Annotated in this window: 23 protein-coding genes; 14 read left to right on the forward strand and 9 right to left on the reverse strand. The window is 65.4% G+C overall.

The genetic code is table 11. From position 1 onward, the window contains the following. Positions 1–10: 10 nt before the first annotated feature. From JC616_RS07080 to recA, 3 genes are read right to left on the reverse strand one after another with little or no spacing between them, the layout of a single operon-like run. On the reverse strand, positions 11–469 hold the full coding sequence (locus JC616_RS07080) for an SRPBCC domain-containing protein (protein WP_227107464.1): 459 nt from the start codon (positions 467–469) through the stop codon (positions 11–13). Positions 470–471: 2 nt separating this feature from the next. Continuing rightward, complete coding sequence (gene recX / locus JC616_RS07085; protein ID WP_227107467.1) at positions 472–927, reverse strand: recombination regulator RecX; 456 nt, start codon at positions 925–927, stop codon at positions 472–474. A gap of 8 nt (positions 928–935) precedes the next feature. Further along, positions 936–1,988: a recombinase RecA gene (gene recA / locus JC616_RS07090; RefSeq protein ID WP_043591738.1), complete on the reverse strand. Its 1,053-nt coding sequence runs from the start codon at positions 1,986–1,988 to the stop codon at positions 936–938. 310 nt (positions 1,989–2,298) lie between these two features. Between recA and hrcA the strand changes: the two genes are divergently transcribed. From hrcA to recR, 6 genes are all read left to right on the forward strand, one after another. Beyond that, positions 2,299–3,321 (forward strand): heat-inducible transcriptional repressor HrcA, encoded by a 1,023-nt coding sequence (gene hrcA, locus JC616_RS07095; RefSeq protein ID WP_107799013.1) that lies wholly within the window; start codon positions 2,299–2,301, stop codon positions 3,319–3,321. Positions 3,322–3,451: 130 nt separating this feature from the next. Beyond that, positions 3,452–4,462, forward strand: coding sequence for a lytic murein transglycosylase B (gene mltB / locus JC616_RS07100; RefSeq protein WP_227107469.1), 1,011 nt, complete (start codon positions 3,452–3,454; stop codon positions 4,460–4,462). A 73-nt stretch (positions 4,463–4,535) separates the two neighbouring features. Continuing rightward, the gene (dnaX, locus tag JC616_RS07105) at positions 4,536–6,425 is read left to right on the forward strand and encodes a DNA polymerase III subunit gamma/tau (protein ID WP_227107471.1); all 1,890 of its coding nucleotides are present in this window, start codon (positions 4,536–4,538) and stop codon (positions 6,423–6,425) included. A gap of 7 nt (positions 6,426–6,432) precedes the next feature. Then, a complete protein-coding gene (locus JC616_RS07110) occupies positions 6,433–6,771 on the forward strand; it encodes a YbaB/EbfC family nucleoid-associated protein (RefSeq protein ID WP_081547734.1) in 339 nt (112 codons plus the stop codon). A gap of 70 nt (positions 6,772–6,841) precedes the next feature. Further along, positions 6,842–7,297, forward strand: a complete 456-nt coding sequence (locus tag JC616_RS07115; RefSeq protein ID WP_227107473.1) for a hypothetical protein — start codon at positions 6,842–6,844, stop codon at positions 7,295–7,297. A gap of 5 nt (positions 7,298–7,302) precedes the next feature. Continuing rightward, the gene (recR, locus tag JC616_RS07120; protein ID WP_048412399.1) at positions 7,303–7,905 is read left to right on the forward strand and encodes a recombination mediator RecR; all 603 of its coding nucleotides are present in this window, start codon (positions 7,303–7,305) and stop codon (positions 7,903–7,905) included. Between the two features lie 256 nt (positions 7,906–8,161). Here recR and hcnC read toward each other — a convergent pair whose 3' ends face one another. The 4 genes from hcnC to JC616_RS07140 form a co-directional block, all read right to left on the reverse strand. Further along, entirely contained in the window at positions 8,162–9,433 is a 1,272-nt protein-coding gene (gene hcnC / locus JC616_RS07125) for a cyanide-forming glycine dehydrogenase subunit HcnC (RefSeq protein WP_107799018.1), read from the reverse strand. A gap of 2 nt (positions 9,434–9,435) precedes the next feature. Then, a complete protein-coding gene (locus JC616_RS07130) occupies positions 9,436–10,833 on the reverse strand; it encodes an FAD/NAD(P)-dependent oxidoreductase (protein WP_107799019.1) in 1,398 nt (465 codons plus the stop codon). After that, complete coding sequence (locus JC616_RS07135; protein WP_304529379.1) at positions 10,830–11,108, reverse strand: (2Fe-2S)-binding protein; 279 nt, start codon at positions 11,106–11,108, stop codon at positions 10,830–10,832. The genes JC616_RS07130 and JC616_RS07135 overlap by 4 nt, the downstream gene beginning before the upstream one ends. A 549-nt stretch (positions 11,109–11,657) precedes the next feature. Then, positions 11,658–12,353: a GntR family transcriptional regulator gene (locus JC616_RS07140; RefSeq protein WP_227107475.1), complete on the reverse strand. Its 696-nt coding sequence runs from the start codon at positions 12,351–12,353 to the stop codon at positions 11,658–11,660. Between the two features lie 353 nt (positions 12,354–12,706). Here JC616_RS07140 and JC616_RS07145 point away from each other — a divergent pair, with 353 nt between their 5' ends. From JC616_RS07145 to uhpC, 8 genes are all read left to right on the forward strand, one after another. Beyond that, positions 12,707–13,708 carry a 4-hydroxyproline epimerase gene (locus tag JC616_RS07145; RefSeq protein ID WP_227107477.1) on the forward strand — a complete coding sequence of 334 codons (1,002 nt, stop codon included), beginning with the start codon at positions 12,707–12,709 and terminating at the stop codon, positions 13,706–13,708. Position 13,709: 1 nt separating this feature from the next. Then, entirely contained in the window at positions 13,710–14,954 is a 1,245-nt protein-coding gene (locus JC616_RS07150; protein WP_107799023.1) for an NAD(P)/FAD-dependent oxidoreductase, read from the forward strand. Positions 14,955–15,165: 211 nt separating this feature from the next. Then, positions 15,166–16,575, forward strand: a complete 1,410-nt coding sequence (nhaC, locus tag JC616_RS07155; RefSeq protein WP_107799024.1) for a Na+/H+ antiporter NhaC — start codon at positions 15,166–15,168, stop codon at positions 16,573–16,575. Positions 16,576–16,618: 43 nt separating this feature from the next. Next, positions 16,619–17,494, forward strand: a complete 876-nt coding sequence (dapA, locus tag JC616_RS07160; protein ID WP_107799025.1) for a 4-hydroxy-tetrahydrodipicolinate synthase — start codon at positions 16,619–16,621, stop codon at positions 17,492–17,494. Between the two features lie 12 nt (positions 17,495–17,506). Continuing rightward, positions 17,507–18,988, forward strand: a complete 1,482-nt coding sequence (locus JC616_RS07165) for an aldehyde dehydrogenase (protein ID WP_227107480.1) — start codon at positions 17,507–17,509, stop codon at positions 18,986–18,988. Between the two features lie 73 nt (positions 18,989–19,061). Continuing rightward, the gene (locus JC616_RS07170; RefSeq protein ID WP_107799027.1) at positions 19,062–20,195 is read left to right on the forward strand and encodes a branched-chain amino acid ABC transporter substrate-binding protein; all 1,134 of its coding nucleotides are present in this window, start codon (positions 19,062–19,064) and stop codon (positions 20,193–20,195) included. A gap of 20 nt (positions 20,196–20,215) precedes the next feature. Continuing rightward, positions 20,216–21,016, forward strand: a complete 801-nt coding sequence (locus JC616_RS07175; RefSeq protein ID WP_227107482.1) for an inositol monophosphatase family protein — start codon at positions 20,216–20,218, stop codon at positions 21,014–21,016. 72 nt (positions 21,017–21,088) lie between these two features. Then, a complete protein-coding gene (gene uhpC / locus JC616_RS07180) occupies positions 21,089–22,438 on the forward strand; it encodes an MFS transporter family glucose-6-phosphate receptor UhpC (protein WP_227107484.1) in 1,350 nt (449 codons plus the stop codon). Between the two features lie 3 nt (positions 22,439–22,441). Here the strand turns inward: uhpC and JC616_RS07185 are convergent, their stop codons facing one another. Together JC616_RS07185 and ccoG are read right to left on the reverse strand one after the other, a co-directional pair. Further along, positions 22,442–23,836, reverse strand: coding sequence for an aminotransferase-like domain-containing protein (locus tag JC616_RS07185; RefSeq protein WP_158274263.1), 1,395 nt, complete (start codon positions 23,834–23,836; stop codon positions 22,442–22,444). A gap of 113 nt (positions 23,837–23,949) precedes the next feature. Continuing rightward, positions 23,950–25,311: a cytochrome c oxidase accessory protein CcoG gene (gene ccoG, locus JC616_RS07190; RefSeq protein WP_107799031.1), complete on the reverse strand. Its 1,362-nt coding sequence runs from the start codon at positions 25,309–25,311 to the stop codon at positions 23,950–23,952. Positions 25,312–25,477 lie beyond the last annotated feature (166 nt).

Consider the following 25,477-nt stretch of genomic DNA (forward strand, 5'->3'; position numbering starts at 1 on the left):
GCTGATTGTGTCAAGCCGCGCCGGCGCTGGCAAGGGTTTCGGCGCGGCGCTTGAGCGCCTGGTTCATCAATTCGAAACCCTTGCGCGTGTCGGCCAGCAGCGTCTGGCCGAACAGCGGCAGCAAGAGGCCGCTGAAAGTTTCGCCGTGATGCAGGCGGGTGCCGCCGTTTTCCAGCGCTTCCAGGCGAAAACTGTGGCGGCCGTCCAGCAGGCCGGGCAGCAGCGCGCGCCCCAGCCACACCAGCTCCTCCGCCGTTTGCAAGACTTCCAGCCGCGGGCGGAAGGTCAGCCGCGGCCGGCCGGGCGGATGGACGCTGACCACCAGGCGAGACCCTATCTGCTGGCGGCCGTGCAGGCCGACGATGAAGGGGTTCCATTCCGGGTAGGCTGCCCAGTCGCACAGCACGCGCCAGACCGCGGACGGCGCGGCGTCTATGTCGATATGGGTGGCGATGCCGCGCGTTTGCATGCTCAGTCCTCGTCGGCGGAAAAGTCGTCGTCGGCGGTGCCGCTGAGCACCTTGCCGATCACGGACATCGGGAAGCCGCGTCCGGCCAGAAAGCGGATCTGGCGCGCGCGCTCCTGCGGCGTGTCCGGCAGCTGGCCGAACTTCTTCCGCCATTGCGCCTGGGCGGCGGCAAGGTCGTCGCGGCCTTGCAAGGTGTCGCGGATCAGTTCGGCGTCCACGCCGCGTTGACGCATTTCCTGTTGCAGGCGGCGGCTGCCGTAGCGCTGGCCCTTGCTGTCGGCGAACTGCTGGGCGAAACGCTGATCGGACTGCCAGCTGTGTTCGGCCAGATCATCCAGCAAGGCCGTCAATTGTTCCGGGCTCTCCGCAAACGGAGCGAGCCGCCGCTCCAGCTCCCGCCGCGTGTATTCGCGGCGGGACAGGAGATCGACGGCTCGCGCCCTCAGGCTTTTTTCCATTCAGGGAATCAGGCGTCGAGCGCGTCGTCGGCGAACTCTTCGTCCGGCTGGCCTTCGGTGATTTCCACTTTGATGCCCACCGCGTCGCGGATCTTGCGCTCCACTTCAGCGGCGATTTCCGGGTTGGACTTCAGCCATTCGCGGGTGTTGTCCTTGCCCTGGCCGATCTTCTGGCCGTTGTAGGCGTACCAGGCGCCGGATTTGTCGATGAAGCCGTGCTTGACGCCCAGTTCGATGATCTCGCCCTGACGGGAGATGCCCTCGCCGTACAGGATTTCGAAATCGGCCTGGCGGAACGGCGGCGACACCTTGTTCTTCACCACTTTGACGCGGGTGTCGTTGCCGATCACTTCCTCGCCCTTCTTGATGCCGCCGGTGCGGCGGATGTCCAGGCGCACGGAGGCGTAGAACTTCAGCGCGTTGCCGCCGGTGGTGGTTTCCGGGTTGCCGAACATCACGCCGATCTTCATGCGGATCTGGTTGATGAAGATCACCAGGGTGTTGGTGCGCTTGATGTTGCCGGTCAGCTTGCGCAGCGCCTGGCTCATCAGGCGGGCTTGCAGGCCCACGTGGCTGTCGCCCATCTCGCCTTCGATTTCAGCCTTGGGCACCAAGGCGGCCACCGAGTCGATCACGATCAGATCGACGCCGCTGGAGCGCACCAGCATGTCGCAGATTTCCAGCGCCTGCTCGCCGGTGTCCGGCTGCGAGATCAGCAGGTCGTCGACCTTGACGCCCAGCTTTTGCGCATATTGCGGGTCCAGCGCGTTTTCCGCGTCGATGTAGGCGCAGGTGCCGCCCAATTTTTGCATCTCGGCCACCGCTTGCAGACACAGGGTGGTTTTACCGGACGACTCCGGGCCGTAGATTTCCACCACGCGGCCGCGCGGCAGGCCGCCGACGCCCAGCGCCAGGTCCAGACTCAGCGAGCCGGTGGAGACCACTTGCAGGTTTTCGTTGATCTGGTTGTCGCTCATGCGCATGATCGAACCCTTGCCAAACTGTTTTTCAATTTGGGCAAGGGCCGCGGCCAACGCTTTGCTCTTGTCTTCGGATGCCATGCTGTCTCCAGTGTGGGGGGCGCTAAACAAAATGAATGCTCGGCCAGCGGCGAGCCGTGTCCATGGCGGCGGGGAAAACCCGATGCCGGACAGGGGTTTGCGCGGCGCCGGCGGGCTTGCCCCGTCGCGCTCGCGCTTGCCGCGCCGATAGCCGAAAAGATGCCGTCGATTATCTCATAAAGCCTTGGCCAACGGCAGAGCCGCTTGCCGGCGATACCGTCCTTCGGGACGGGAAACCGCGATCTCGCTTGAAAAAGTTGTGATTGCGACCACTTTTACAAGTGTCCACCCTGTGTACAATGAAGCCATCATGATGAACGAACGCGCGCAACACCTGCTCAAGGTCCTGATCGAACGCTACATCGTCGACGGCCAGCCGGTGGGGTCCAAAACCCTGTCCATGCTGCCCGGCGTCGAGCTGTCGTCCGCGTCCATCCGCAATGTGCTGGCGGAGCTGGAGGCGATGGGGCTGATCGCGGCGCCGCACACCTCGGCCGGCCGGGTGCCCACCGCGCGCGGCTACCGCATGTTCGTCGATCGTCTGCTCACCATCCGGCCTTTGGAAGAGGCGGCGCTGCACGAGCTGGAACTGAATCTGCAGCCGGACAGCCCGCAGCGCATCGCCCAGTCCGCGTCCTCCTTGCTGTCCGAGCTGACGCATTTCGCCGGCGTGATCGTCACGCCGCAGCGCTCCGACATCGCCTTTCGCCAGATCGAATTCCTGCGCCTGTCCGAGCGGCGGGTGCTGATGATCTTGGTGACGTTGGACGGGGACGTGCAGAACCATCTGCTGACCACCGAACGCGATTACACGCCGTCGGAATTGATAGAGGCCGGCAATTTCATCAACCAGCATTACGCCGGCCAGGGGCTGGATCGTATCGCCAGCCGGGTGGCGGACGAGTTGCGCCAGCTGCAGGGCGACATCGCCGAATTGATGTCGGCGGCGATCCGCCTGGGGCAGAGCTCGATGGCGGCCAGCAGCGCCGCGGTGGTGGTGGCCGGCGGCAGCCGGCTGCTGGAGGTGAGCGACCTGTCCGAGGACTTGTCGCGGCTGCGTCAGTTGTTCAGCGTGTTCGAACGCAAGACCGAGCTGCTAAAGCTGCTGAACCAGGGGCGGGAAGCGCAGGGCGTGAACATTTTCATCGGCGAGGAGTCTGGCGTGATGACGCTGGACGAATGCTCGGTGGTGACCGCGCCTTACCGGATCAACGGCCAGGTGGTCGGCGCGCTGGGCGTGGTCGGTCCCACCCGGATGGCTTACGAGCGGGTGATCCCTATCGTCGACATTACCGCGCGCCTGGTGTCCAGCGCCTTGTCGTTCCGGGCCTAACGCCCGTGCGCCGGCCGTGCGCCGGTTTTGGCCGCCGCAAGGCTTGACGCGAGGTCTGCGGCTATAGTTTTCGCGCCGCGTTCTTCGAGGAGCGCGGCTAAGTCAAAAACGCTTATTCAGAAACCAGCCCATGAAATCTTTGCTTAAACTGGCCCCGTTGGCGGCTCTGTTCTCCTTCCAGCTGGCGCAGGCCGACGCGGCCTTTCTGGCGCGTCCGGACGTGCAGCGCTACATCGACGAGCAAGTGGCCGGCGGCCAGTTCAACCGCCCGGAGCTGGAGGCGGTGTTCGCCAATGTCGAACTCAAGCCCAACATCATCAAGATTCTGGACAAGCCGTCCACCTCGCGCCCCTGGTATCAGTTCCGCAATTCCACGGTGGGGGAAAAGACCATTGCCGACGGCGTGGCGTTCTGGCGCGCCAACGCGGCCGCGCTGACGCGGGCCGAGCAGCAATACGGCGTGGCGCCCGAGCTCATCGTCGCCATCCTGGGCGTGGAGTCCCATTACGGCCGCAACACCGGATCGTTCCGCCTGGTGGACGCCTTGTCCACCATAGGCTTTGATTACCCGCGCCGCGCGGAATTCTTCCGCAAGGAGCTGACCGAGTTCCTGCTGCTGGCCAAGGAGGAGGGCAAGGACCCGCTGACGCTGAAGGGCTCCTACGCCGGCGCGATGGGCTGGCCGCAGTTCATGCCGTCCAGCTTCCGCAAATGGGCGGTGGATTTCGACGGCAGCGGCCACCGCGACATCTGGAGCGATCCGGACGACGCGATCGGCAGCGTGGCCAATTACTTCCAGCGCCACGGCTGGCGCCACGGCGACGACGTGATCCTGCCGGCCAGCGTGCAGCCGGGGCCGCAGATCGATCAGCTGATCGCCGACAAATTCAATCTGCACTACACCGTGGGCGAGCTGAAGAAAATGGGCGTGACGCCGCAGTCGCCGGTGGCCGACGACGTGCCGGCGGTGCTGGTGCCGCTGGAAACGGCGCCCGGCGTCACCGAATACTGGCTGGGCCTCAACAACTTCTTCGTGATCACTCGCTACAACCGCAGCACGCTGTACGCCAAGGCGGTGCAGGAAATCGCGGATCAGCTGCGCCAGCGCTATCTGGCGGGCCAGGCCGCGGCCCAGCCGTGACGCCGCGCGCCGCCCGCCGCGGCGGCGCGAAACCTGTCGCCACGCGCGGCAATTGCCATTAAAATCCGCCCCCATGAGCTATCAAGTCCTTGCCCGTAAGTGGCGTCCCAAGCGCTTTGCCGATCTGGTCGGCCAGGAGCACGTGGTGCGCGCCTTGACCAACGCCCTCAAAGAACAGCGTCTGCATCACGCTTATCTGCTGACGGGGACGCGCGGGGTGGGCAAGACCACCATCGCCCGGATTCTGGCCAAGAGCCTGAACTGCGAAACCGGCACCACCGCCGAACCCTGCGGCGAATGTTCGGCCTGTCGTCAGATCGACACCGGCCGCTTCGTCGATCTGCTGGAGATCGACGCCGCGTCCAACACCGGCATCGACAATATCCGCGAAGTGCTGGAAAACGCCCAGTACGCGCCGACGTCCGGCCGCTTCAAGGTCTACATCATCGACGAAGTGCACATGCTGTCCAAGAGCGCCTTCAACGCGATGCTGAAGACGCTGGAGGAGCCGCCGGCCCACGTCAAATTCATTCTGGCCACCACCGATCCGCAGAAAGTGCCGGTCACGGTGTTGAGCCGCTGTCTGCAGTTCTCCTTGCGCAATATGACGCCGCAGCAAGTGGCCGGCCATCTGGCCCACATGCTGGACGTGGAAGGCATCGCCTACGAGACGCCGGCGCTGGCCTTGCTGGGCCGCGCCGCCTCCGGTTCGATGCGCGACGCGCAATCGCTGCTGGACCAGGCCATCGCCTACGGTCTGGGCGAGGTGAAGGAAGACGGCGTGCGCGCGATGCTGGGCGCGGTGGACCGCCGCTATCTGTTCGCCTTGCTGCAGGCCTTGGCCGCCGGCGACGGCCCGCAGCTGATGGCCGAGGCCGACGGCCTGGCCGAGCGCGGGGTCAGCTTCGAAGGCGCTTTGAGCGAACTGGCGGTCTTGTTGCAGCAGCTGGCGCTGATGCAGACCGTGCCGCAGGCGGTTGCCCAGGACGAGCCGGAGCGCGACGCGCTGCAGGCGCTGGCGGACGCCATCGCGCCGCAGGACGTGCAGCTGTATTACCAGATCGCCATCCACGGCCGCAAAGACCTGGCGCTGGCGCCGGACGAGCACGCCGGTTTCAATATGACCCTGCTGCGCATGCTGGCCTTCCATCCGGCCAACGCCCGGGCCGAAGCCGCGCCTCCGCGCCCGGCCGCCGGCGCGCCGGCTCGCCCGCAGCCGCCGCAAGCGCAGCCGGTCCCGGCCGCGCCGGGAGGCATTTCGCCGGCCGCGCGGGCCTTGCAGGCCGCCGGTCTGAGTTCGCCGGCGCCGCGGCAATCCGCGCCGCAGCCGGTTCAGGACAGCGCGCCGGCGGCGGAACCCGAACCCGAGCCTGCCGCGCCCGAAGCCAGGCCGCCTGCGCCGGCCGCGCTGGTCCGTCAAGCCGCGCCGCCGCCCGAGCCGGAGCCCGAGGAGGAAGACGCGTCGGACGACGGCGACGTCAGTCCCGACGAGGTGCCCTGGGATCAGGGCGCGGCGGCGGACGAGGAGATGCCGTCCTATTTGCAGGCGCCGCCGGAGGAGCCGGCCGACTATCGCTTCGACGGCGACTGGCAGGCGCTGGTGACCGAACTGGGCGTCAAGCTGGGCGCGGCGCGCATGCTGGCCCATAATGCGGTATTGAAGGACTGGGACCAGGAACGCCTGGCGCTGGCGGTGCCGGAGAGCTTCCGCCACATGACCAGCCGCGATTACCAGGACAAGCTCAAGCTCGCCTTGAGCGAGCGCTTCGGCCGGCCGGTGGAATTGGCGGTGACGGTGGAAGAGCTGGGCCTGGAGACGCCGGCGATGAAAGACGCCCGCCATCGGCAGGAGCAGTTGGACATCGCGCGCGAGAATATGAAAAACGATCCGGTGGTGCAGCAAATGGTGCGCGAATTCGACGCGACGCTGCTCATCGAAACCATTCAACCCGTGAAGGAGTGAAACGATTATGTTTGGCAAAGGTGGTATCGCCGGCCTGATGAAGCAGGCCCAGCAAATGCAAGACAATATGAAAAAGGCGCAGGAAGAACTGGCCACGGTGGAAGTGGAAGGCCAATCCGGCGCCGGCATGGTCAAGGTGGTGATGACCTGCTCTCACGACGTCAAGCGCGTCAGCCTGGACGACAGCCTGCTGGACGACGCCAAGGAAGACAAGGAAATGCTGGAAGACCTGATCGCCGCCGCGTTCAACGACGCGGTGCGCAAGGTGGAAGCCACCACTCAGGAAAAGATGTCCGGTTTCTCCGCCGGCCTGAACCTGCCGGCCGGCATGAAGCTGCCGTTCTGATCGCATCGGTTTCGGCATCCGGATGGCTCGGCGCGCGCCGAGCCATTTTTACGTTGTTTCCGAGGTAGCCATGCGCGGATTCGCTCATTTCACCGTGCGCAGCCGGCTGCGCGCCGACGCCGACAGGGTGTGGGCGCACGCCGCCAGCGCCGCTGGCATCAACGACGAGCTCGGGCCCTGGCTCCGCATGCGCTTGCCGGGCGGCGAGCTGCCCGACGGCTTGAGGCCGCCGATGCGCATCGGACCGTGCCGGATTCTGCTGTTCGGCCTGTTGCCGGTGGAATGCGACGACTTGGAGCTGACGCGGCTGGAGCCGGGCGCCTTCGACGAGCGCTCCACCATGCTGACCCAGCGGCGCTGGCTGCACCGGCGGAGAGTGCGCGCCTTGCCCGGCGGCTGCGAAGTGGTGGACCGCATCGGCTTCGCGCCGCGCGCGCCCTGCTTGTTGACACTGCATTACGGCATTTTCCGCCTGGTTTTCGCCTGGCGGCACGCGCGTCTGCGCCGCCGTTTTTCCCGATTGTGAAAGCGATGAAGAATCCTCCCGCTCTAGACCATCTGATTTCCGCCCTGAAAGTGTTGCCGGGGGTCGGACCCAAGACCGCGCAACGGATGGCCTTCCACCTGTTGCAGCGCGACAAGAAGGGCGCGGACAAGCTGGCGCGCGCGCTGGACCGCGCGCTGACCCAATTGACCCACTGCGAACGCTGCAACACCTTCAGCGAAACGCCGCTGTGTCCGATCTGCGCCGACGAGGAGCGCCGGCAGGATTTGCTGTGCGTGGTGGAGATGCCGGCGGATCTGCTGACGCTGGAGCAGGCCAAATGCTTCGACGGCCTGTATTTCGTGCTGATGGGCCGCATCTCGCCGTTGGACAATGTCGGCCCGCGCGACATCAATCTGGACAAGCTGCTGGTGAGGGCGGCGGACGGCGCGGTGGAGGAGGTGATCATCGCCACCAATTTCACCGCCGAGGGCGAGGTCACCGCGCATATGATCGCCGAGCTGCTGAAGGAACGCGGCCTCAAAGTGACGCGCATCGCGCGCGGCATGCCGGTGGGCGGAGAGCTGGAGTACGTCGACCTGGGCACCTTGGCGCAGGCGGTGTACGAGCGCCGCGGCGTAGGCCAGTAAGAACCTGTTTACGATCTGCTGCGCGTCGTGAAATGTGACACGGTGAGTACCGCTTCGAAATGCTCATGTACCCTCTGTACATTCCGCTTTCTCAGCTGTTTTCGCCTTGTCTCGCTCTAGCTCGCGAGATCGTAAACAGGTTCTAAGAGGGTGGGCGCGGCGGGGAAAAAAAGCAGGCCGGACTAGCCGGCCTGTAACAGAGGAACATCTGAATCAGTGGGACGGCCCGCCGCGGGAGCGACGGGCCGTCGCTGGTTTAGGAGAGCGCCAGTTCGACGGCTTCCTGCACCGTCGGCTTGGCGGCCGGGGCGTTGAAGCGGTCGGCCAGGAAGGGCGTCACGTCCAGCGGCGGCGTTTCGCCGCGCACCAGCGCGTCCAGCATCACGCCGGTGATGGCCGAGGTCAGAATGCCGGTGCGGAAGTGACCGCAGGCGTTCAGATAGCCGTCCACGCCCTGCATCGGCCCGAGGATGGGCAGCTCGTCCGGGGAGCCGGGGCGCAAGCCGGCCCAGCAACGCTTGATGTTGATGTTCTTCATCTCCGGCAGGCAGCGGATCGCGCCTTTGACCAGGCCGGCGATTTCCGGATAGGTGTTGCTGACGTCGAAGCCCTTGTCCTCCGTGGTGCTGCCGATCAGGATTTCGCCGTTGTCCTTCTGCGCGATATAGCAATCGCTGGTGGTGATGCAGCCGCGCAACAGCTTGGGCATCTTTTCCGACAGCACGATCTGGCCCTTGACCGGTTTGACCGGAATATCGACGCCGGTCGCCCATTGGCTCAACTCGGCGGCCCAGGAGCCGGCGGCGTTGATCAGGGTGTGGCAGTGGAATTCGCCGGCTTCCAGCGTCCGCACGCCGGTGACGCGCGAGCCTTGCTTGAGCACGCCGGTGACATTGGTGTTGAAGAACACGTCGACGCCGTTCTGGCGCGCGGCCTCGGTATAGGCGTCGGTCAGGCGGAAGGGGCTGACCTGGTGGTCGCACAGGAATTCCAGCGCGCCGGTGGCCTCGTGGCTGATGTAGGGCTCGTTTTCACGCAGTTGGGCCTGGTCCACCCAGCGCACCTGATCGGACAGGTGGGGAATCTGCGCGGCGATGTGTTCGGCGTAGAGCTGGTCTTCCTCGTCGTAAATCACGAATTTCAGCCCGGTTTCCTCGAACTTGAAATCCATGCCGTGGTTTTCGATCAACTCCTGATGCAGGGCCGGATACAGCGCGTTGGAGGCCAGCGCGAAATTGAAGAAGGACTCCGGCAGGATGTGCGGGGTGCTGGCGTCCACGGCGATGGCGGCGCCGGCCGCCTCGCGCTTGTTCTTGGCCGAGGTCATGCGGAAGAAGATCACGCCGCAGCCCAGGCCCACCGATTCGCCGATCGCCCACAGGCCGCCGGCCGAGGCGCGCGAGGCGTTGCCGGGGCGCTTGGCGTCGATCAGCGCGATTTTCAGGTCTTTGCGTTTGGACAGCTGGTAGGCGCAAGAGGCGCCGATCACGCCGCCGCCGGCGATCACGATGTCGTATTGTCTGCTCATGGTCAGGCCTCTTCGGTTTCGGTTTGGAAGGCGGAGAACGGCAAGGGGTCCAGCGGGAAGCGCGGGCGGATCCAGCCCACGTCCGCCTTGCCGGTGTGCTCGCGCAGGCGGTCGCTGCAATAGCCGACGCACATCTTGCCCTGGCAATCGCCCATGCTGACGCGGGTGCGCATCTTCAGGCTGATCAAGTCCTGCACGCCTTGTTCCAGCGCGGCGTCGATGTCTTTGCGCAGCGCGTTCTCGCAGCGGCAGATCACCGTGTCTTCCTGCGGCAGCGTCAGCTGTCCGCTGCCGCGTTGGGTGAAGCTGTCTATGCCCACGCGGAAGCGCAGCACCGTTTTCAGTTCCGTCAGGTAGCGCTGGCGGTTTTTCTCGGCCAGTTCGGCGCTGATCGCGCCGCGTTGCTTGAGGATGGACTGGGCGGCGATGCGGCCGCTCAGCATGGCGGCTTCGCCGCCGCGCAGGCCGCCGATGTCGCCGGCCAGGTGGATGTGGGCTTCGCTGCTTTGCTGCCAGCCGTTGATTTCCGGCTTGAGGAAGCCGTCGGCGTCGTAAGCGTGGCGCAGGCCCATTTGCTGGGTCAGCTGGGTGCGCGGAATGAAGCCGTAGCCCACCGCCAGGGTTTCCGTGGCCAGGCTGACCGCGCGGTTCAGGTCCGGCGTCCAGTTGTCGTCGTAAGGCGCGACGGTGACTTCCTGCACCTCTTGCTGGCCGCTCGCCTCCACTACGCCCCAGCCGTAGTGCAGCGGCACGCCGTGGCGTTTCAGGTAGGCCAGCATGCTCAGGCCGTCCAGGAACAGCTGCGGCTTGTTCAGCATGGCCAGGGTTTCCTTGGCGATGCGGCCGAAGGAACTGGCTTCGTAGACGCCCTGAACGTCGGCGCCGGCGCGATGCAATTGACAGGCCACCAGCGGCAGCAGGGGACCGGTGCCGACGATGGTGGTGCGGCCCAGCGGCTTGACCACGCCGCTCTTGATCTGCAATTGTAGGCCGCCCAGCATGATCACGCCGGGCAGGGTCCAGCCGGGGAAGGGCACGCTGCGTTCGTGGCAGCCGGCGGACAGCAGCAATTGTTCAAAGTCGATCTTTTCGACTTTTTCCTGTTCATTCAGCGCGTACAGCCACTGGCCGGCTTCGCCGCCGACGACGCGGGTGTTCAGTTTGATCTCCACCGCGTGGCTGACTTCGGCGAACTGCGCGTGCAGCGCCTGCATGGCGTCGCGGTAGCGCTCGCCCAAATAGTCCAGGGTCACGCCCTGGCGCAGCGGGCCGCGGTAAACCACGCCGCCCAGGCGCGAGGCTTCGTCTATCAGCGTGCAGGGCAGGCCGTGCTTGACCAGCTCGATGGCCGCGGCCATGCCGGCGGGGCCGCCGCCGACGATGATGGGACGCGCGCTCATTGCAGGCCCTCCAGTTCGATGCGATTGGCCGCGGTTTCCACGGTCATGCCGGGCTGCACCACGGTCTGGCAGGCGCGGCGCTTGTAGCGGCCGTCGATGCGCACCAGGCAGCAATGGCAGACGCCCATGCCGCAATAGGAACCCATGCTTTGCTGGCTGTCGTTGCGGCTGACGCGGCGCAAGCCGACGGCGTTGAGCACGCTGAGCACGGTCTCGCCCTGCGCGGCGGCGACGGTGTTGCCATTGATGTTGATGGCGATTTGATCTTCATTCAATTTCTGAATGTCATATTTTCTGTCTAAATTTGGCATCGAAATAGCTCGTTTTGGTTCTACTGACACGATAAGGGAGCGCCGGATGGAGCGCGGAGTGGACAGTCGCTTCCGGCGGCGAGCGATTTGGTCACGCCTGACTATGGTCAGACAATCAGGCTATTTGGCGATTGCCGTAGCCTAATTATGATGAATCGCTTTTTAATTGTCGCAAGCATTGTTATCGCATTGTATGGGTACAGGCAATGTACAGATTGCTGTGATCAGATGTATACAGATTGGCGGGCACAGCAGGGGATTGGCGGGCGTTTGTCTTGTGTTTATTTTTGAAAAACAATGACTTGATTGGCTTTTGCGCGTAACTAGACCGTTGGAATAATGTATTTTTCTGTTATTTTAATGCGTATAGCATTTTCAAAACTGTGCATTATTTGATTATGATCAAATGGCTAGAAAGCTGATGTCATCATCATTATTTTAGCCATTGGATATAGTGTGTCTAAAGACTTTTCTGTTTGAAACCAAGTGCTTGCCGCGCTTGGTGGGCGGTATTCAGGCCGGCTTGCGCGCGCCGCGGCCGTTTTCGCCTTGATGCTCCTGGTGCCAGGCCTCCAGGGCTTCTTCCGCGTTCAGAATGTGTTGTCTCAGGAAGGCGGCGGCGCTGACCGCGTCCTTGCGGCGGCACAGTTCGAGCATTTCGCTGTGCTCGCGATGGGCGCGGTCGCTGAAATTGGTCAGCAGAATCTGCATCCGGGTGTAGCGATCGGTGCGATTGTGCAACTGTTCGATCAGCGCCAGGGTTTGCGGCCGGTCGGCCGCCTGGTACAGCGCTAGGTGGAAGCGCGAATTCAGAATGCCCCAGGCGCCGACATCCCGTCGGCGCAGCGCCTCCTCGAACTGCGCCAGCAGCGCGCCGGCCGCGTCCAGATCCGCCTGGGTCTGCCGCGGCACCGCCTCCAGCAACATATCGCATTCCAGCAGCACTCTCACCCGCAGCAATTCCAGCACTTCCGGCAGCGACAGCTGGGCGATCACCGCGCCGCGCCGTTCGGTGATGGCCACCAATCCTTCCGCCTCCAGTTGACGCAGCGCCTCTCGCAGCGGCACCCGGCTGACGCCCAGTTCCTTGGACAGCGCCTCCTGGCGCAGTTGGGTGCCGGCCGGCCACTCTCCCAGCAGGATGCGCTGGCGCAGCGTGTCGGTGGTGGTGGCGGTGAGGGTTTGGCGCGGAACGGTGGTTTGGGGCATGGCGAAATCGGCGGTTGGAGTTTTCAAATTATCACAGGCGCGGGGAGGGCGGGCAATGGCCGCGTCCAGTCTTTGTTTTGGCATGGATTATGGGCGTGCTTGCTGTAATTTTGTATTCAATTATTCATGGTTTCATCCATTTTTTAAGGTGTTTTTGAGTTGGTAGCGATGCTGCAATGCAAGGTGATTAAAAAACAACACACAATAACACATTGATTTTATTGTAAAATTAATTGTTTCACATATGAGGTAACGCAATATTATCGCAAGCGCTTGTCTGTTGAGTGCCTCAAAAATTGTATTCAAAAATGAGCGCGGTTAGAGTGGCCCCATCACAAGCGAGGAGCAAGAACATGGCGGTGCGCGAATTCGAATGTCTCGATGGCCATACCTGCGGCAATCCGGTGCGGCTGGTGGTGAACGGCGGTCCGCGGCTGGAAGGGGAGACCCAGGCGGAGCGGCGGCTGGATTTCATCCGCCGCTACGACTGGATACGCACCGGGCTGATGTTCGAGCCGCGCGGCCATGCGCAGATGTCCGGCGCCTTTCTGTATCCGTCGACGCGGGAGGATTGCGACATCGCGGTGCTTTACATCGAGACCAGCGGCTGCCTGCCGATGTGCGGCCACGGCACCATAGGCGTGGTCACCATGGCGCTGGAGCACGGTCTGGTGACGCCGGCCGCGCCCGGGGTGCTGAATCTGGACACGCCGGCGGGCAAGGTGGCGGCAGAGTACCGGATGGAGGGCGACAAGGTCGCCGCGGTGACCTTGACCAATGTGCCGTCCTTCCTCTACCTGCGTGATGTGGAGGCCGAGGTGTCCGCGTTGGGGCGCTTGCGGGTGGACATCGCCTACGGCGGCAATTTCTATCCCATCGTCGAGGCGCAGCCGGGCTATCGCGATATGGCGGATTACTCGCCGGCGCAGCTGGTGGCGATGGGGCGCGAACTGCGCGAATACCTGAACCGGCATTACGACATCGTCCATCCGCTGGACCCCAATATCCGCGGCGTCCGTCATTGCCAGTGGACCGGCGCGGCCAAGAACGCCGGCTCCAGCGCGGCCAACGCGGTGTTGTACGGTGAGTCCGCGCTGGACCGCTCGCCTTGCGGCACCGGTACTTCGGCGCGGCTGGCTCAGCGTCACGCGCGCGGCCTGCTCGCCGTCGGCGAGGATTTCATCCACGAGAGCCTGATCGGCAGCCAGTTCGTCGGCCGCGTGCTGGCGGAAACGCGGGTGGGCGATTACCCGGCCATCGTGCCCTCGGTGCGGGGCTGGGCGCGCTTCACCGGCTACAACCGCATCCTGCTGGACGACGCCGATCCCTATGTCCACGGCTTCGAGGTGGCCTGAGATGAGCGCGCGCGTCATTGTCGTCGGCGCCGGCGTGGTGGGCATCGCCGCGGCGCTGCAACTGCGGCAAGCCGGGCTGGAGGTGTTGCTGCTGGACCGCGGCGAACCGGCGCGGGAAACCAGCTACGGCAACGCCGGCGCGCTGGCGGTCAGCGATGTGATTCCCTTGGCCGAGCCCGGCGTTTGGCGCCGCCTGCCCGGCTGGCTGCTGGACCCGCTGGGGCCGCTGGCGGTGCGCTGGCGCTATCTGCCGACGCTGGCGCCGTGGCTGGCGCGTTTCGCGCTGGCCAGCCGGCCGGCGCGGGTGGCTGCCCTGACCCGCGCGCTGGCGGCTTTGCTGAACCGGGCCGCCGCCGATTACGCGCCGCTGGTGGAGCTGGCCGGGCTGGAGGGCATGTGGCGGCGGCACGGCGCGCTGACCTTGTACCGCGACGCGGCCGAGCTGGAGCGGGCCTTGCCGGCCTGGCGGCGGAAGTCCGAGCACGGCGTGGGCTGGCAGGCGCTGGATCAGGCGGCGGCCCAGGCTTGCGAGCCGGCGCTGCTGGATGGCTGGGCGCGCGCGGTCAAGGTGGCGTCCTGGTCCCATGTCGATGATCCCTATCTGTTCTGCCGGGGCCTGTTCGACGCCTTCGTCGCCGCTGGCGGCGGCTTCGAGCAAGCGGAGGCGGCGGCCCTGAGCGAAGGCGAGGGCAAGATCGACGGCGTGGTCTGCGCCGATGGCCGCACGCTGGCCGCCGCCCAGGTGGTGGTGACCGCCGGCATCTGGAGCGATCGCTTCACCCGGCAGTGCCGCTACCGGGTGCCGCTGGAAAGCGAGCGCGGCTATCACGTCAACCTGCCCAAGGCCGGGGTGGCTTTGCGCCATTTCATTCAGTGCGCCAGCGAAAGCTTCGTGATCCTGCCGCTGGCCGACGGAGGCCTGCGGTTGGCCGGCACCGTGGAACTGGCCCACCGCGACGCGGCGCCGGACTGGCGGCGCGCCGAGATCCTGCTGGACAAGGCGCGGCGCATCGTCGGCGATTTTTCCACCGAAGGCATGACGCTGTGGATGGGCAACCGGCCGTCGCTGCCGGACACCGTGCCGGTGATCGGCCCGGCCCCGGATCGCCAGGGCCTGTATTTCGCTTTCGGCCACGGCCATTTGGGCCTGACGCTGGCCGCCACCACCGGCGCGCTGCTGCGCGACATGGTGTTGCGGCGTCCGCCGGATCTGGATTTGCATCCTTACCGCCTGGCGCGCTTTTAGAACATGTTTTCGATCTCGCGAGTTAGAGCGAGACAAGGCGAAAACGGCCGAGGAAGCGGAATGTACCCGTGGTGCATGAGCATGTCGAAGTCGTTTTCAATGCGGTATCGCAGCAGCGCAGTAGACCGTAAACAGGTTCTGAGCGCCGCGGCCCCTCCGCGCCGGCAGCCTGGACGCCGCCGGCCGCCCACCCGAGCAGAGGAGAAACGCCATGCAACAAAGATCGCCGCGCTTGCCGAGCGCAACCCAGGTTGTCGCGGTGATGGCCGGTTTCATCGCCATCATGTTTCTATTCCTTAACGTGCTGGACCTGCCCATCCAGCTGGCGCTGTTCAGCAGCTGGTTCCTGGTGATAGGGCTGGGCAACTGGCTGGGCCGCAGTTACGACGATATGCAGCAGGGCCTGATCCAGGGCATCCACAACGGCATGGTGGCGGTGCTGGTGCTGATTACCGTGGGCGCGCTGATCGGCACCTGGATCGCCGGCGGGGTGGTGCCGGCCATCATCTACTACGGCCTGGCCATCATGAGCCCGCAGATCTTTCTGTGCGCGGCCTTCATCATCTGCATGCTGACCTCGCTGGCCACCGGCACCTCCTTCGGCACCGCCGGCACGGCGGGCATCGCGATGATGGGCATAGGCTACAGCTTCGGCATGCCTTTGCCGCTGGTGGCCGGCGCGGTGATTTCCGGCGCCTATGTCGGCGACAAGATGTCGCCGCTGTCGGACACCACGGTGATGACCGCCTCGCTGTGCAAGGTGGATCTGATCGACCACATCCGCTCGATGATGTGGGTCAGCGTGCCGGCCACCTTGCTGACCGCGCTGTTGTTCCTCGGCGTCGGTTTCTTCTATGTCGACGCCGGCCTGGACACCGGCCGCGCCGATCTGGCGATGCAGGCCTTGGGCTCGCATTTCACCGTCAACGGCTGGCTGCTGCTGCCGGCGGCGGCGGTGATCACGATGTTGACGATGCGGCTGCCGTCCATCCCGGTGATCTGCTCGGGGGCGGTGATGGGCATCGTCTGCGCCTGGTGGGCGCAGGACATGCCCGTGCTGGACGCGGTGCGCACCGCGTACTTCGGCAACCGCACCGCGTCCGACGTGGAGTTTCTCAACACCTTGCTCAACCGCGGCGGCATCGAATCCATGCTCAGCGTGATCGCGCTGATCCTGTTCGCCCTGGGTCTGGGCGGCCTGATGGAGCGCGCCGGCATCCTGGAGGTGATCAGCGCCAACTTCCTGCGCTGGGCCAATAATCCGGGCCGTTTGACCGTTTCGACGATTCTGGGCGGCTTCTTCGGCAACTTCTTCGGCGGCGCCGCCTATGTGTCGCTGATCACCGCCAGCACCATCACCGAGCGCAATTACGATCTGCAGGGCATAGAGCGCCGGGTGCTGTCGCGCAATGTCGAAGCCGGCGGCACGGTGACCGCGCCCATGGTGCCCTGGAGCGACGGCGGCGTGTTCATGGCGGCGACGCTGGGCGTGTCCACGCTGCAGTATCTGCCCTTTCTCTGGTACCACCTGCTGGTGATCGCCATCAGCGTGTTCTACGGCTACGCCGACATCGCGATCTGGCGCGTCCGCTCCGCGCCCGCCGCCGCCGCGCCGGCTTGAGCCGCGCGACCTTCTTCCACCCGTAAGTACAAAGGAAACTCCCATGCAAGAACAAGGCATTCTGGTTCCCATCGTCACGCCGTTCGACCGCGACGGCCGCCTGGACCTGGCGGCGCTGCGGCAGCTGATCGAGCGTTTCATCGAGCAAGGCGTCGCCGGCGTCGTCGCCTGCGGCACCACCGGCGAATACTACGCGCTGGACGAGGGCGAGCGCCGCCAAGTGCTGGAGTGCGTGGCCCAGGCGGGCAAGGGCCGGCTGCGGCTGATCGCCGGCGCCAACGACCTGTCCACCCGCGGCGCGATCGCGCGCGCGCGCCAGGCGGCGGAGCTGGGCTACGAGGCGCTGATGCTGGCGCCGCCGGCCTACAGCCTGCCGGACCAGGCCGGCATCGTCGCCCATTTCAAGGCGGTGGCCGCCGCCAGCGCGCTGCCCATCATTCTCTACAACTTCCCGGCGCGCGCCGGGGTCGGCATCGACATCGACAGCGTGGCGGAGCTGAGCCGCGAGCCCAATATCGTCGGCATCAAGGAAAGCAGCGGCGATTTCAGCCGCGCGCTGGCGCTGATCCAGGCGAACTTGCCGGATTTCGAGGTGATCTGCGGCTGCGACGACCAGGCGGCGGATTTTCTGTTCTGGGGCGTGCGCAGCTGGATCAGCGGCGCGGCCAACGTCTTTCCCGGTGAACAGGTGGCGATGCTGAACGCCGCCAAGGTCGAGGACTGGGCGCGGGTGCGCGCGCTGATGGCGGCGATGTATCCGGCGATCCAGGCGATGGAATCCGGCGGCTACAACCAGAAGGCCAAGCTGGGCGTGCGTCGCCACGGCGTCGAGGCCGGCGATGTGCGCCTGCCGCTGTTGCCCTTGCCGGGCGCGGAAGCCAAGGCCTTCCTCGACGCGCTGGCCGCGTTCGATCGTTAACAGGAGACTGAGATGCCATTAAGCAAGGAAACGGTATTCGAGCAGGCCCGCGCCGGGCAATTATGGGCCGGCCTGCTGATCCCCGGCCATGAGGGCAAGGGCGCGCGGCTGGACAATCGGACGCCGATGGACAACAGCCTGATCGGCCATGTCGCCGCCGGCGACGCCGCCGACGTCGACGCCGCGGTGGCGGCGGCGCGCGCCGGCTTCGAGTCCGGCGAATGGTCGCGCCGGCCGCCGGCCGAGCGCAAGCAGACGATGCAGCGCTGGGTGGCGCTATTGCAAGAACACGTCGAGGAGTTGGCGGCGCTGGACTGCATCGACGCCGGCAAACCCATCACCGAATGTCTGAACACCGATCTGCCGGCCACGCTGGACACCTTCGGCTGGTACGCGGAGGCGATAGACAAGTGCTACGGCAAGGTGGCGCCCACCGGGCCGGAGGCGCTGGGCTTCATCGTCAAGGAGCCGATAGGCGTGGTGGGCGCGGTGCTGCCGTGGAACTTCCCGGCGCAGATGTACGCGTGGAAAGTGGCGCCGGCGCTGGCCGCCGGCAACTCGGTGGTGGTGAAGCCGGCCAAGCAGACCTCGCTCAGCGCCTATCGCATCACCCAGCTGGCGCATCAGGCCGGCATTCCCGCCGCGGCGCTGACCCTGGTCACCGGCTCCGGCCAGTCGGTGGGCGAGGCGTTGGGCCGGCATCCGGACGTGGACATGGTGTCCTTCACCGGCTCCACCGAAGTGGGGCGTTTGTTCCTGCAGTATTCCGCCGAGAGCAATCTGAAGGAAGTGGTGCTGGAGCTGGGCGGCAAGAGTCCGCAGCTGGTGTTCGAGGACGCCGAGCTGGACGAGATCGTCGACGACGTGTTGGCCGCGGCCTTCTGGAATATGAGCGAGAACTGCAGCTGCGGCTCGCGCTTGATCGTCGCCGCCAGCGTCAAGGACGCCTTGCTGGAGAAGCTCAAGCGGCGGCTGGCCGGCTGGAAGCTGGGCCTGCCCACCGACCCGACGGTGCAGGTGGGGCCGCTGGTGGAACAAGCCCACTTCGAGCGGGTGAAAGCCTATCTGGACGCGGCCAAGGCCGAGGGCGCGCGGCTGGTGCACGGCGGCCGCATCCACGCCGAGCTGGGCAGCGGCTGGTATATCGAACCCACCATTTTCGACCAGGTCGACGCCAAGATGCGCGTCTTCCAGGAGGAAATCTTCGGCCCGATCCTGGCGGTGAGCACCTTCGACAGCGAGGAAGAGGCGGTGCGCCTGGCCAACGACAGCGTCTACGGCCTGGCCGCCTCGCTGTACACCCGCGACGTCAGGCGCGCGCAGCGCGTGGCCGCCGCCTTGCGTGCCGGCACGGTGTCGGTCAACGGCTTCTCCGAGGGCGACATCACCACGCCCTTCGGCGGCTTCAAACAATCCGGCTTCGGCGGGCGCGACAAAGGCCTTGAGGCGCTGGAGCAATACCAGCAGACCAAGACCATCTGGTACGTGAACTAGCTTGAGGCCCGGCGCCGCCGGCGCGGCGCCGGGCGTTTTGCGCAGCACCCATCCAAAACAAAGGAGAGACGAGATGAAAACCATTTTCCCCCTGCGGGCGGCGCTCGCCGGCGCCGCGCTGCTGATCGGCGCCTGGCCGGCGGCCGCCGAAACCCTGGTCAAGATAGGCTTCGCCTCGCCCTTGTCCGGCCCGCAAGCCCATTACGGCAAGGACAATGAAAACGCCGCGCGGCTGGCGGTGGACGAATTGAACGCGCGCAAGCCGCAGATAGGCGGCCAGCCGGTGCGCTTCCAGTTGCTGGCGGAGGACGACCAGGCCGATCCGCGCATCGGCACCCAGGTGGCGCAACGCTTCGTCGACTCCGGCGTCAAGGCGGTGCTCGGCCATTTCAATTCCGGAGTGTCGATTCCGGCTGCGCGTCTTTACGCCGCCGCCGGCATTCCGCAGCTATCGGTGTCCACCAACCCGGCCTATACCCGGCAGGGCTACCGCACCGCCTTCCGGCTGGTGGGCAGCGACAGCCAGGTGGGCGCCGCGTTGGGCCGCTTCGCGGTGCAGACGCTGAAGGCGAGCAGCATTGTGGTGATAGACGACCGCACCGCCTACGGCCAGGGCATCGCCGACGAGTTCGCCAAGGCGGTGCAGGCCAGCGGCGGCAAGATCGCCCGCCGCGAGTACACCAACGACAAGGCCAGCGATTTTTCCGCCATCCTGACCGCGGTCAAGCCGCTGCGGCCGCAGGTGATCTTCTATGGCGGCGCCGACGCCCAGGCCGCGCCCATGGCCAAGCAGATGAAGCGGCTGGGTCTGGACGCGCGCCTGCTGGGCGGCGACATGCTGCAAACGCCCACCTTCCTCAGCCTGGCCGGCGACAGCGCCGGCGGCCACTTCGCCGGCATTCCCGGCGGCCAGTTGAACGACAGGCCGGCGGGCAAAGCCTTCCGCCAGCGCTATCAGGCGCGTTTCAAGCAGGATGTGGTGAGGCTGGGGCCGCAGTTCTACGACGGCATGATGATGGTGGCGGCCGCCATGCAGCAGGCGGGTTCGGTGGAACCGGCGCGTTTCATGCCGGTATTGGCCAAGCTCAGCTACGCCGGAGTCAGCACCGATTTTTCCTTTGACGCCAAGGGCGATCTCAACAAGGCGGCGGTGACGATTTCCGAAGTCAAGAACGGCCAGTGGACGACACGGGCGGTGATGCAGTGAGGCAGTGAAAGGAGGGTGGGATGAGGCGGTATGCCCAAGGACAATTGGATGAATGGCTGTCATTCGCGCGGGAGCTGGTGGCGGACAGCCGCGGCTTGCTGGCTTCCCGTACCGACTGGAGTTCGCAGTTCAAGCCGGACCGCACTCTGGTGACTCAACTGGATCTGGAGATTGAGCAAAAGCTGCGCGAGCGCATCCTGCGGCGTTATCCGGACCACGGCGTGCTGGGCGAGGAGTTCGGCGCCAGGGAGCGGGACGCGGAATGGCTGTGGGTGTTGGACCCCATCGACGGCACCGCCTCCTTCATGGCCGGCATGCCGGTCTACGGCAGCCTGATCGCGCTCTTGCATCAGGGCGTGCCGGTGCTGGGCGTGATCGATCAGCCGGCCACCGACGACTGCTGGATAGGCCGCCGCGGCCTGCCCACCTTGTTGTTCAAGCGCGACGGCGGCCGCGAATGCCGGACCCGAGCCTGCGCCAGCCTGGAGCGGGCCTTCGTCTCGGTCAGCAGCCCGGATTTTTTCCTGCCGGAAGAAAGGCCGGTATGGCAGGGCTTTTGCGAGCGCACGGGCTGGCGGGTCTACGGCGGCGCTTGCCGCAGCTACGGCCTGCTGGCTTCCGGCCGCACCGACCTGGCGCTGGACGCCGGCCTCAAGCTCTACGACTACGCGGCGATGCGGCCGGTGATCGAGGGCGCCGGCGGCGTGATCAGCGATTGGGAGGGCCGGGCGATCACGCTGGACAGCGGCAGCCGGGTAGTGGCGGCCGGCGATCCGGCCCGCCACCGCGAGGCGCTGGAGCTGATTCAGCGGCTGGCTTGAGGCAAGGCGCGCAAAGACGCGCCGGTCACAACGGCGCCGCCGTCGCGGCGGCGCGGACAGAGGAGAACGCACATGTCGCTGAGAACATGGCTGAGCTGGCTGCGTGCGCAGCCGGAGGCGCCGGTGGACAAGAACCAGGAGGAAATCAACGCCAGCTACCGCCATTGGCGCCTCCACATCATGTTGGGCTTGTACGCCGGCTACGCCGTCTACTATTTCACCCGCCGCAGTTTCAATTCCATCCTGCCGGCGATGCTGGACGATCTGGGCTGGGAGCGGGCCGCCGGCGGCGCCATCCTGTCGATGTTCTACATCGTCTACGGCGTGTCGCGCTTCGTGTCCGGCATGATGAGCGACTTCGCCAATCCGCGTTACTTCATGGGCCTGGGCCTGATCGCCACCGGCGTCATCAACATCCTGTTCGGCTTCAGCAGCAGCTTGCTGGCCTTCACCGCGCTGTGGACGCTGAACGCCTTCTTCCAGGGCTGGGGCTGGCCGCCGTGCGCCAAGTTGATGACGGCCTGGTACTCGCGCAACGAGCGCGGTTTCTGGTGGGCGATCTGCAATACCTCGCACAATGTCGGCGGCGCGCTGATTCCCTTGCTGGCGGGCGCCTTGGCGATGGCCTACGGCTGGCGCTACGGCATGATCGTGCCGGGGGTGATCGGCATCGCCGTCGGCCTGTTGCTGTGCGTCCGCCTGCGCGATCGGCCGGCGTCCATGGGTCTGCCGACGGTGGGGGCCTGGCGGCGGGACGAACTGGAGCTGGAGCAGGAGAGGAATAGCGCCAAGCTGCCGATGTGGCAGGTATTGCGGCGTTATGTGTTCGGCAACCGCTTCATCTGGCTGCTGGCCGCGTCTTATCTATTCGTCTATGTGGTGCGCATCGGCATCAACGATTGGGGCAACAAATTTCTGCAGGAGCAGCACGGTTACGCGTTGCTGAAGGCCAACTCGGCGATTTTCTGGCTGGAGGTGGGCGGCTTCATCGGCACCATCGTCGCCGGCTGGGGCTCGGACCGTTTTTTCCGCGGCAACCGGGTGCCGATGAATATCATCTTCACCCTGGGCATCCTGCTGTCGGTGCTACTGCTGTGGACCTTGCGGGTGGATCACTACCTGTTGATCGCCGGCAGTTTCTTCTTCATCGGTTTCTTTATTTTCGGCCCGCAGATGCTGATAGGCATGGCGGCGGCCGAGGCCGCGCACAAGGAGTCGGCGGGCGCGGCCACCGGTTTCGTCGGCGTGTTCGGCTATCTGGGGGCGGCGCTGTCCGGCTACCCGCTGGCCAAGGTGACCGACGCCTGGGGCTGGGACGGGTTTTTCCTGGCCTTGTCCGTGACCACCATGCTGTCCGCCGTCTTGCTGCTGCCCCTGCTGGGGCAGCGCAAGCGGGTCAAGCTGGCGGATGAGTGGATCTGAGGCTCAGCGGACGTTGGCCGGGCTGAGCAGCTCGGCCAGCAGGGGGACGCCGGAGCGGTGTTGCAGCGGATCGAAGAAGCTGAAGTTCAAGCGCATCGCGTTGCCGGTGTCCTGTCCCGGGGTGTGGAACATCTGGGACGGCGCGAAGTGCAGCCCCTGTTGCATCGCCATCGGCAGCAGGCGGCGGCAGTCGACGCCGGGCGGCAGCTCCACCCACAGGAAGTAGCCGCCCTGCGGCCGGGCCATCCGGCAGTCGGCCGGGAAGTGGGCGGAGATCTGCTGTTGCAGCGCGGCCAGATTGTTTTGCAGACGCTGGCGCAACAGGCTGAGCATGTCCTCGTGATGGCCGCCGGCCAGCAAGCGCGCCAGCGCCATCTGGCTGGGCAGCGGGGTGGCCAGCGAGCTGCACAGCTTGAGGCCCAGAATGCTGTCGCGGAAGCGTCCGGCGGCGATCCAGCCCACGCGATAGCCGGGGGCCAGCGATTTGCTGAAGGAGGAACAGTGCAGCACGCTGCCGCGCTGATCGAAAGCCTTGAGCGGCAAGGGCGCGCCTTCGCCGAAGTACAGCTCGCGATAGGTGTCGTCCTCGATGATGGGCACGCGGTGGCGTTCCGCCAGTGCCAGCAGCGCGGCTTTTTGCGAATCGCTCATCACCTGGCCGGTGGGGTGCTGGAAATTGGGCATGGCGATGATGCCGGCCGGCTGGTGCTGGATCAGCAGCGCTTCCAGCCGCTCCAGGTCCAGCGGCTGCCCCGGCGGACAGTTGAAGCCGACGGCGCGCAGTTCCAGGTGTTCCAGTTGTTCGAAGATGGGCGGGAAAGCCGGGGTGATCACCAGCATGCAGTCGCTGCCGCTGAGGCGGGCCACCGAGCGGATCGCCAGGTTCAGCGCCTCCATGCCGCCGCAGGTGATCAGCATTTCCTCGCCGTCCAGCTCCACGCCCTGGGCGAGATAGCGCAGCGCCAGTTCTCGGCGCAGCCCCTCGTAGCCCTCGCTGTCGGTGCTGGACAAGGCGTAGCGGTAATCGCTGAGCGCGCGGGTCAGCGCGCGGGTCAGCGGCGTGGTGTTGATCAACACCGGGTTCATGAACGGGCAGCCCCAGGGCATGGGCAGCGCCATGGTCAGGTGCTCGGCGCGGAACTCGCCCGGGTGGTCCGGCAGCGGCGGCGATTGGCGCAGCGACAGCGAAGACAGGCCCAGCACCCGGAAACCGGAGCGGGGCAGGGACTCGATCAGGCCTTGTTTCTCCAGCTCGGCGTAAGCGCGTTGGGCGGTGGTGATGCTGACCTTGTGGTCCAGGCATAGCTTGCGCAGCGAAGGCATGCGATCGCCGGGGCGCAGATGGCCTTGCTCGATGGCATGGCGAAAGCGCTGGCTCAGTTGACTGGTCTTGCTCATTGTATTCCTGGCGGTTGAGCCGCGGCGGCGTTGCGCCGCGGCATGACTCCTGATGGACTGCCTAGGGCCGCCGACGTTTGCTTGGCGCTGAAAAACATCGGCGGGTCCTAGATTCATTCGCCGATGAAGCTGGATTTTTCCCTGATCATACTACCGTCATGGCTCAGCGAGCTGACCACGAAGTAGATGTCGTGCGCGCCGCGGGTGGCGTGCTCGGGCTCGGCCTGCACTCGCACGGTGACGGTCTCGGTGCGGGTGGGCGCGACTTCGACCACCTGGCCCGGCTTGTCCAGCCTCAGGCTGGGCAGGCCTTCCACCTGGATCTTGAAGCGCTGCGCCTGTTCGCTGGTGTTGATCAGCTTCAGGTTATAGCTGTTTTCCAGCAGACCGTCGTCGGTGGCGCGCACCAGGACCGCGCGGTCGCGCAGCACGTCCACCTTGAACGGTTTTTTCAGAATCAGCGCGGTGGTGGACAGGGCGATGATGCCGGCCAGCAGGCTGGAGTAGACGATGACCCGCGGGCGATGGCTGCTGCTGGGGCGTTCCGGCTTGCCGGCGGCTTCCAGCGCGGCGGCGCTGGTGTAGCTGATCAGCCCGCGCGGCGCATGGATCTTGTCCATTACCTGATCGCAGGCGTCGATACAGGCGGCGCAGCCTATGCACTCGTATTGCAGGCCGTTGCGGATGTCGATGCCGGTGGGGCAGACCTGGACGCAGATGCCGCAATCGATGCAGCTGCCGCGCGCCTTGTCGGCCGCCTGCTTGCTCTTGCCGCGCGGTTCGCCGCGGCGGTTGTCGTAGGAGATGATCAGGGTGTCGTTGTCGAACATCGCGCCCTGGAAGCGCGCGTACGGGCACATGTGCAGACAGACCTTCTCGCGCAGCACGCCGGCCAGCAGCCAGGTGAAACCGCCGTAGAACAGGATCCAGAAGCTTTCCCACGGGCCGTAGGCCAGGCTGGGCGCGGCGGCGGCCAGCTCGCGCACCGGGGTGAAGTAGCCGACCAGGGTGAAGCCGGTGATCAGCGAGAACAAGCCCATCAGCCCGTGCGACAGCGTCTTGCGCGTGAACTTGTTCACGCTCATCGGCGCCGCGTCCAGTTTGCGGCGGGCGTTGTGATCGCCCAGGGTCAGCCGTTCTATCCACAACATGATCTGGGTGTAGACTGTCTGCGGACAGCTGTAACCGCACCAGAGCCGGCCGGCCAACGCGGTCCACAGGAACAGGCCCAGCGCGCAGATCACCAGCAAGGCGGCGAAAAAGATGAAGTCCTGCGGCCAGAAGGTGAGGCCGAAGATCAGGAAGCGATGTTGTTCCAGATCCAGATGCACAGCCTGCCTGCCGTTCCACTGCAACCAGGGCAGGCCGAAGAACGCCAGTTGGGTAGCGAGAACCATGAACACCCGAACGTTGTTGAAGCGGCCGGTGGTCAGGCGCGGATAGATTTTGATGGGGACGGCTTGCTGGCTAGACATGGCAAAATGACCATTGGATGAAAACCCCTTATTAGTACTGCTTGGGATCGGTACAAACAATGAACAGTTGTCTTTGAAAATGTGTATACAGCGCCGTCTGTCTATATACAGATGCAGGCTTGGGCTTGAGCGAGGACATGGAAAACCCCAAGTAAAAACAAGGGGT

The sequence above is a fragment of the Chromobacterium rhizoryzae genome (assembly GCF_020544465.1).
Lineage (GTDB): Bacteria > Pseudomonadota > Gammaproteobacteria > Burkholderiales > Chromobacteriaceae > Chromobacterium.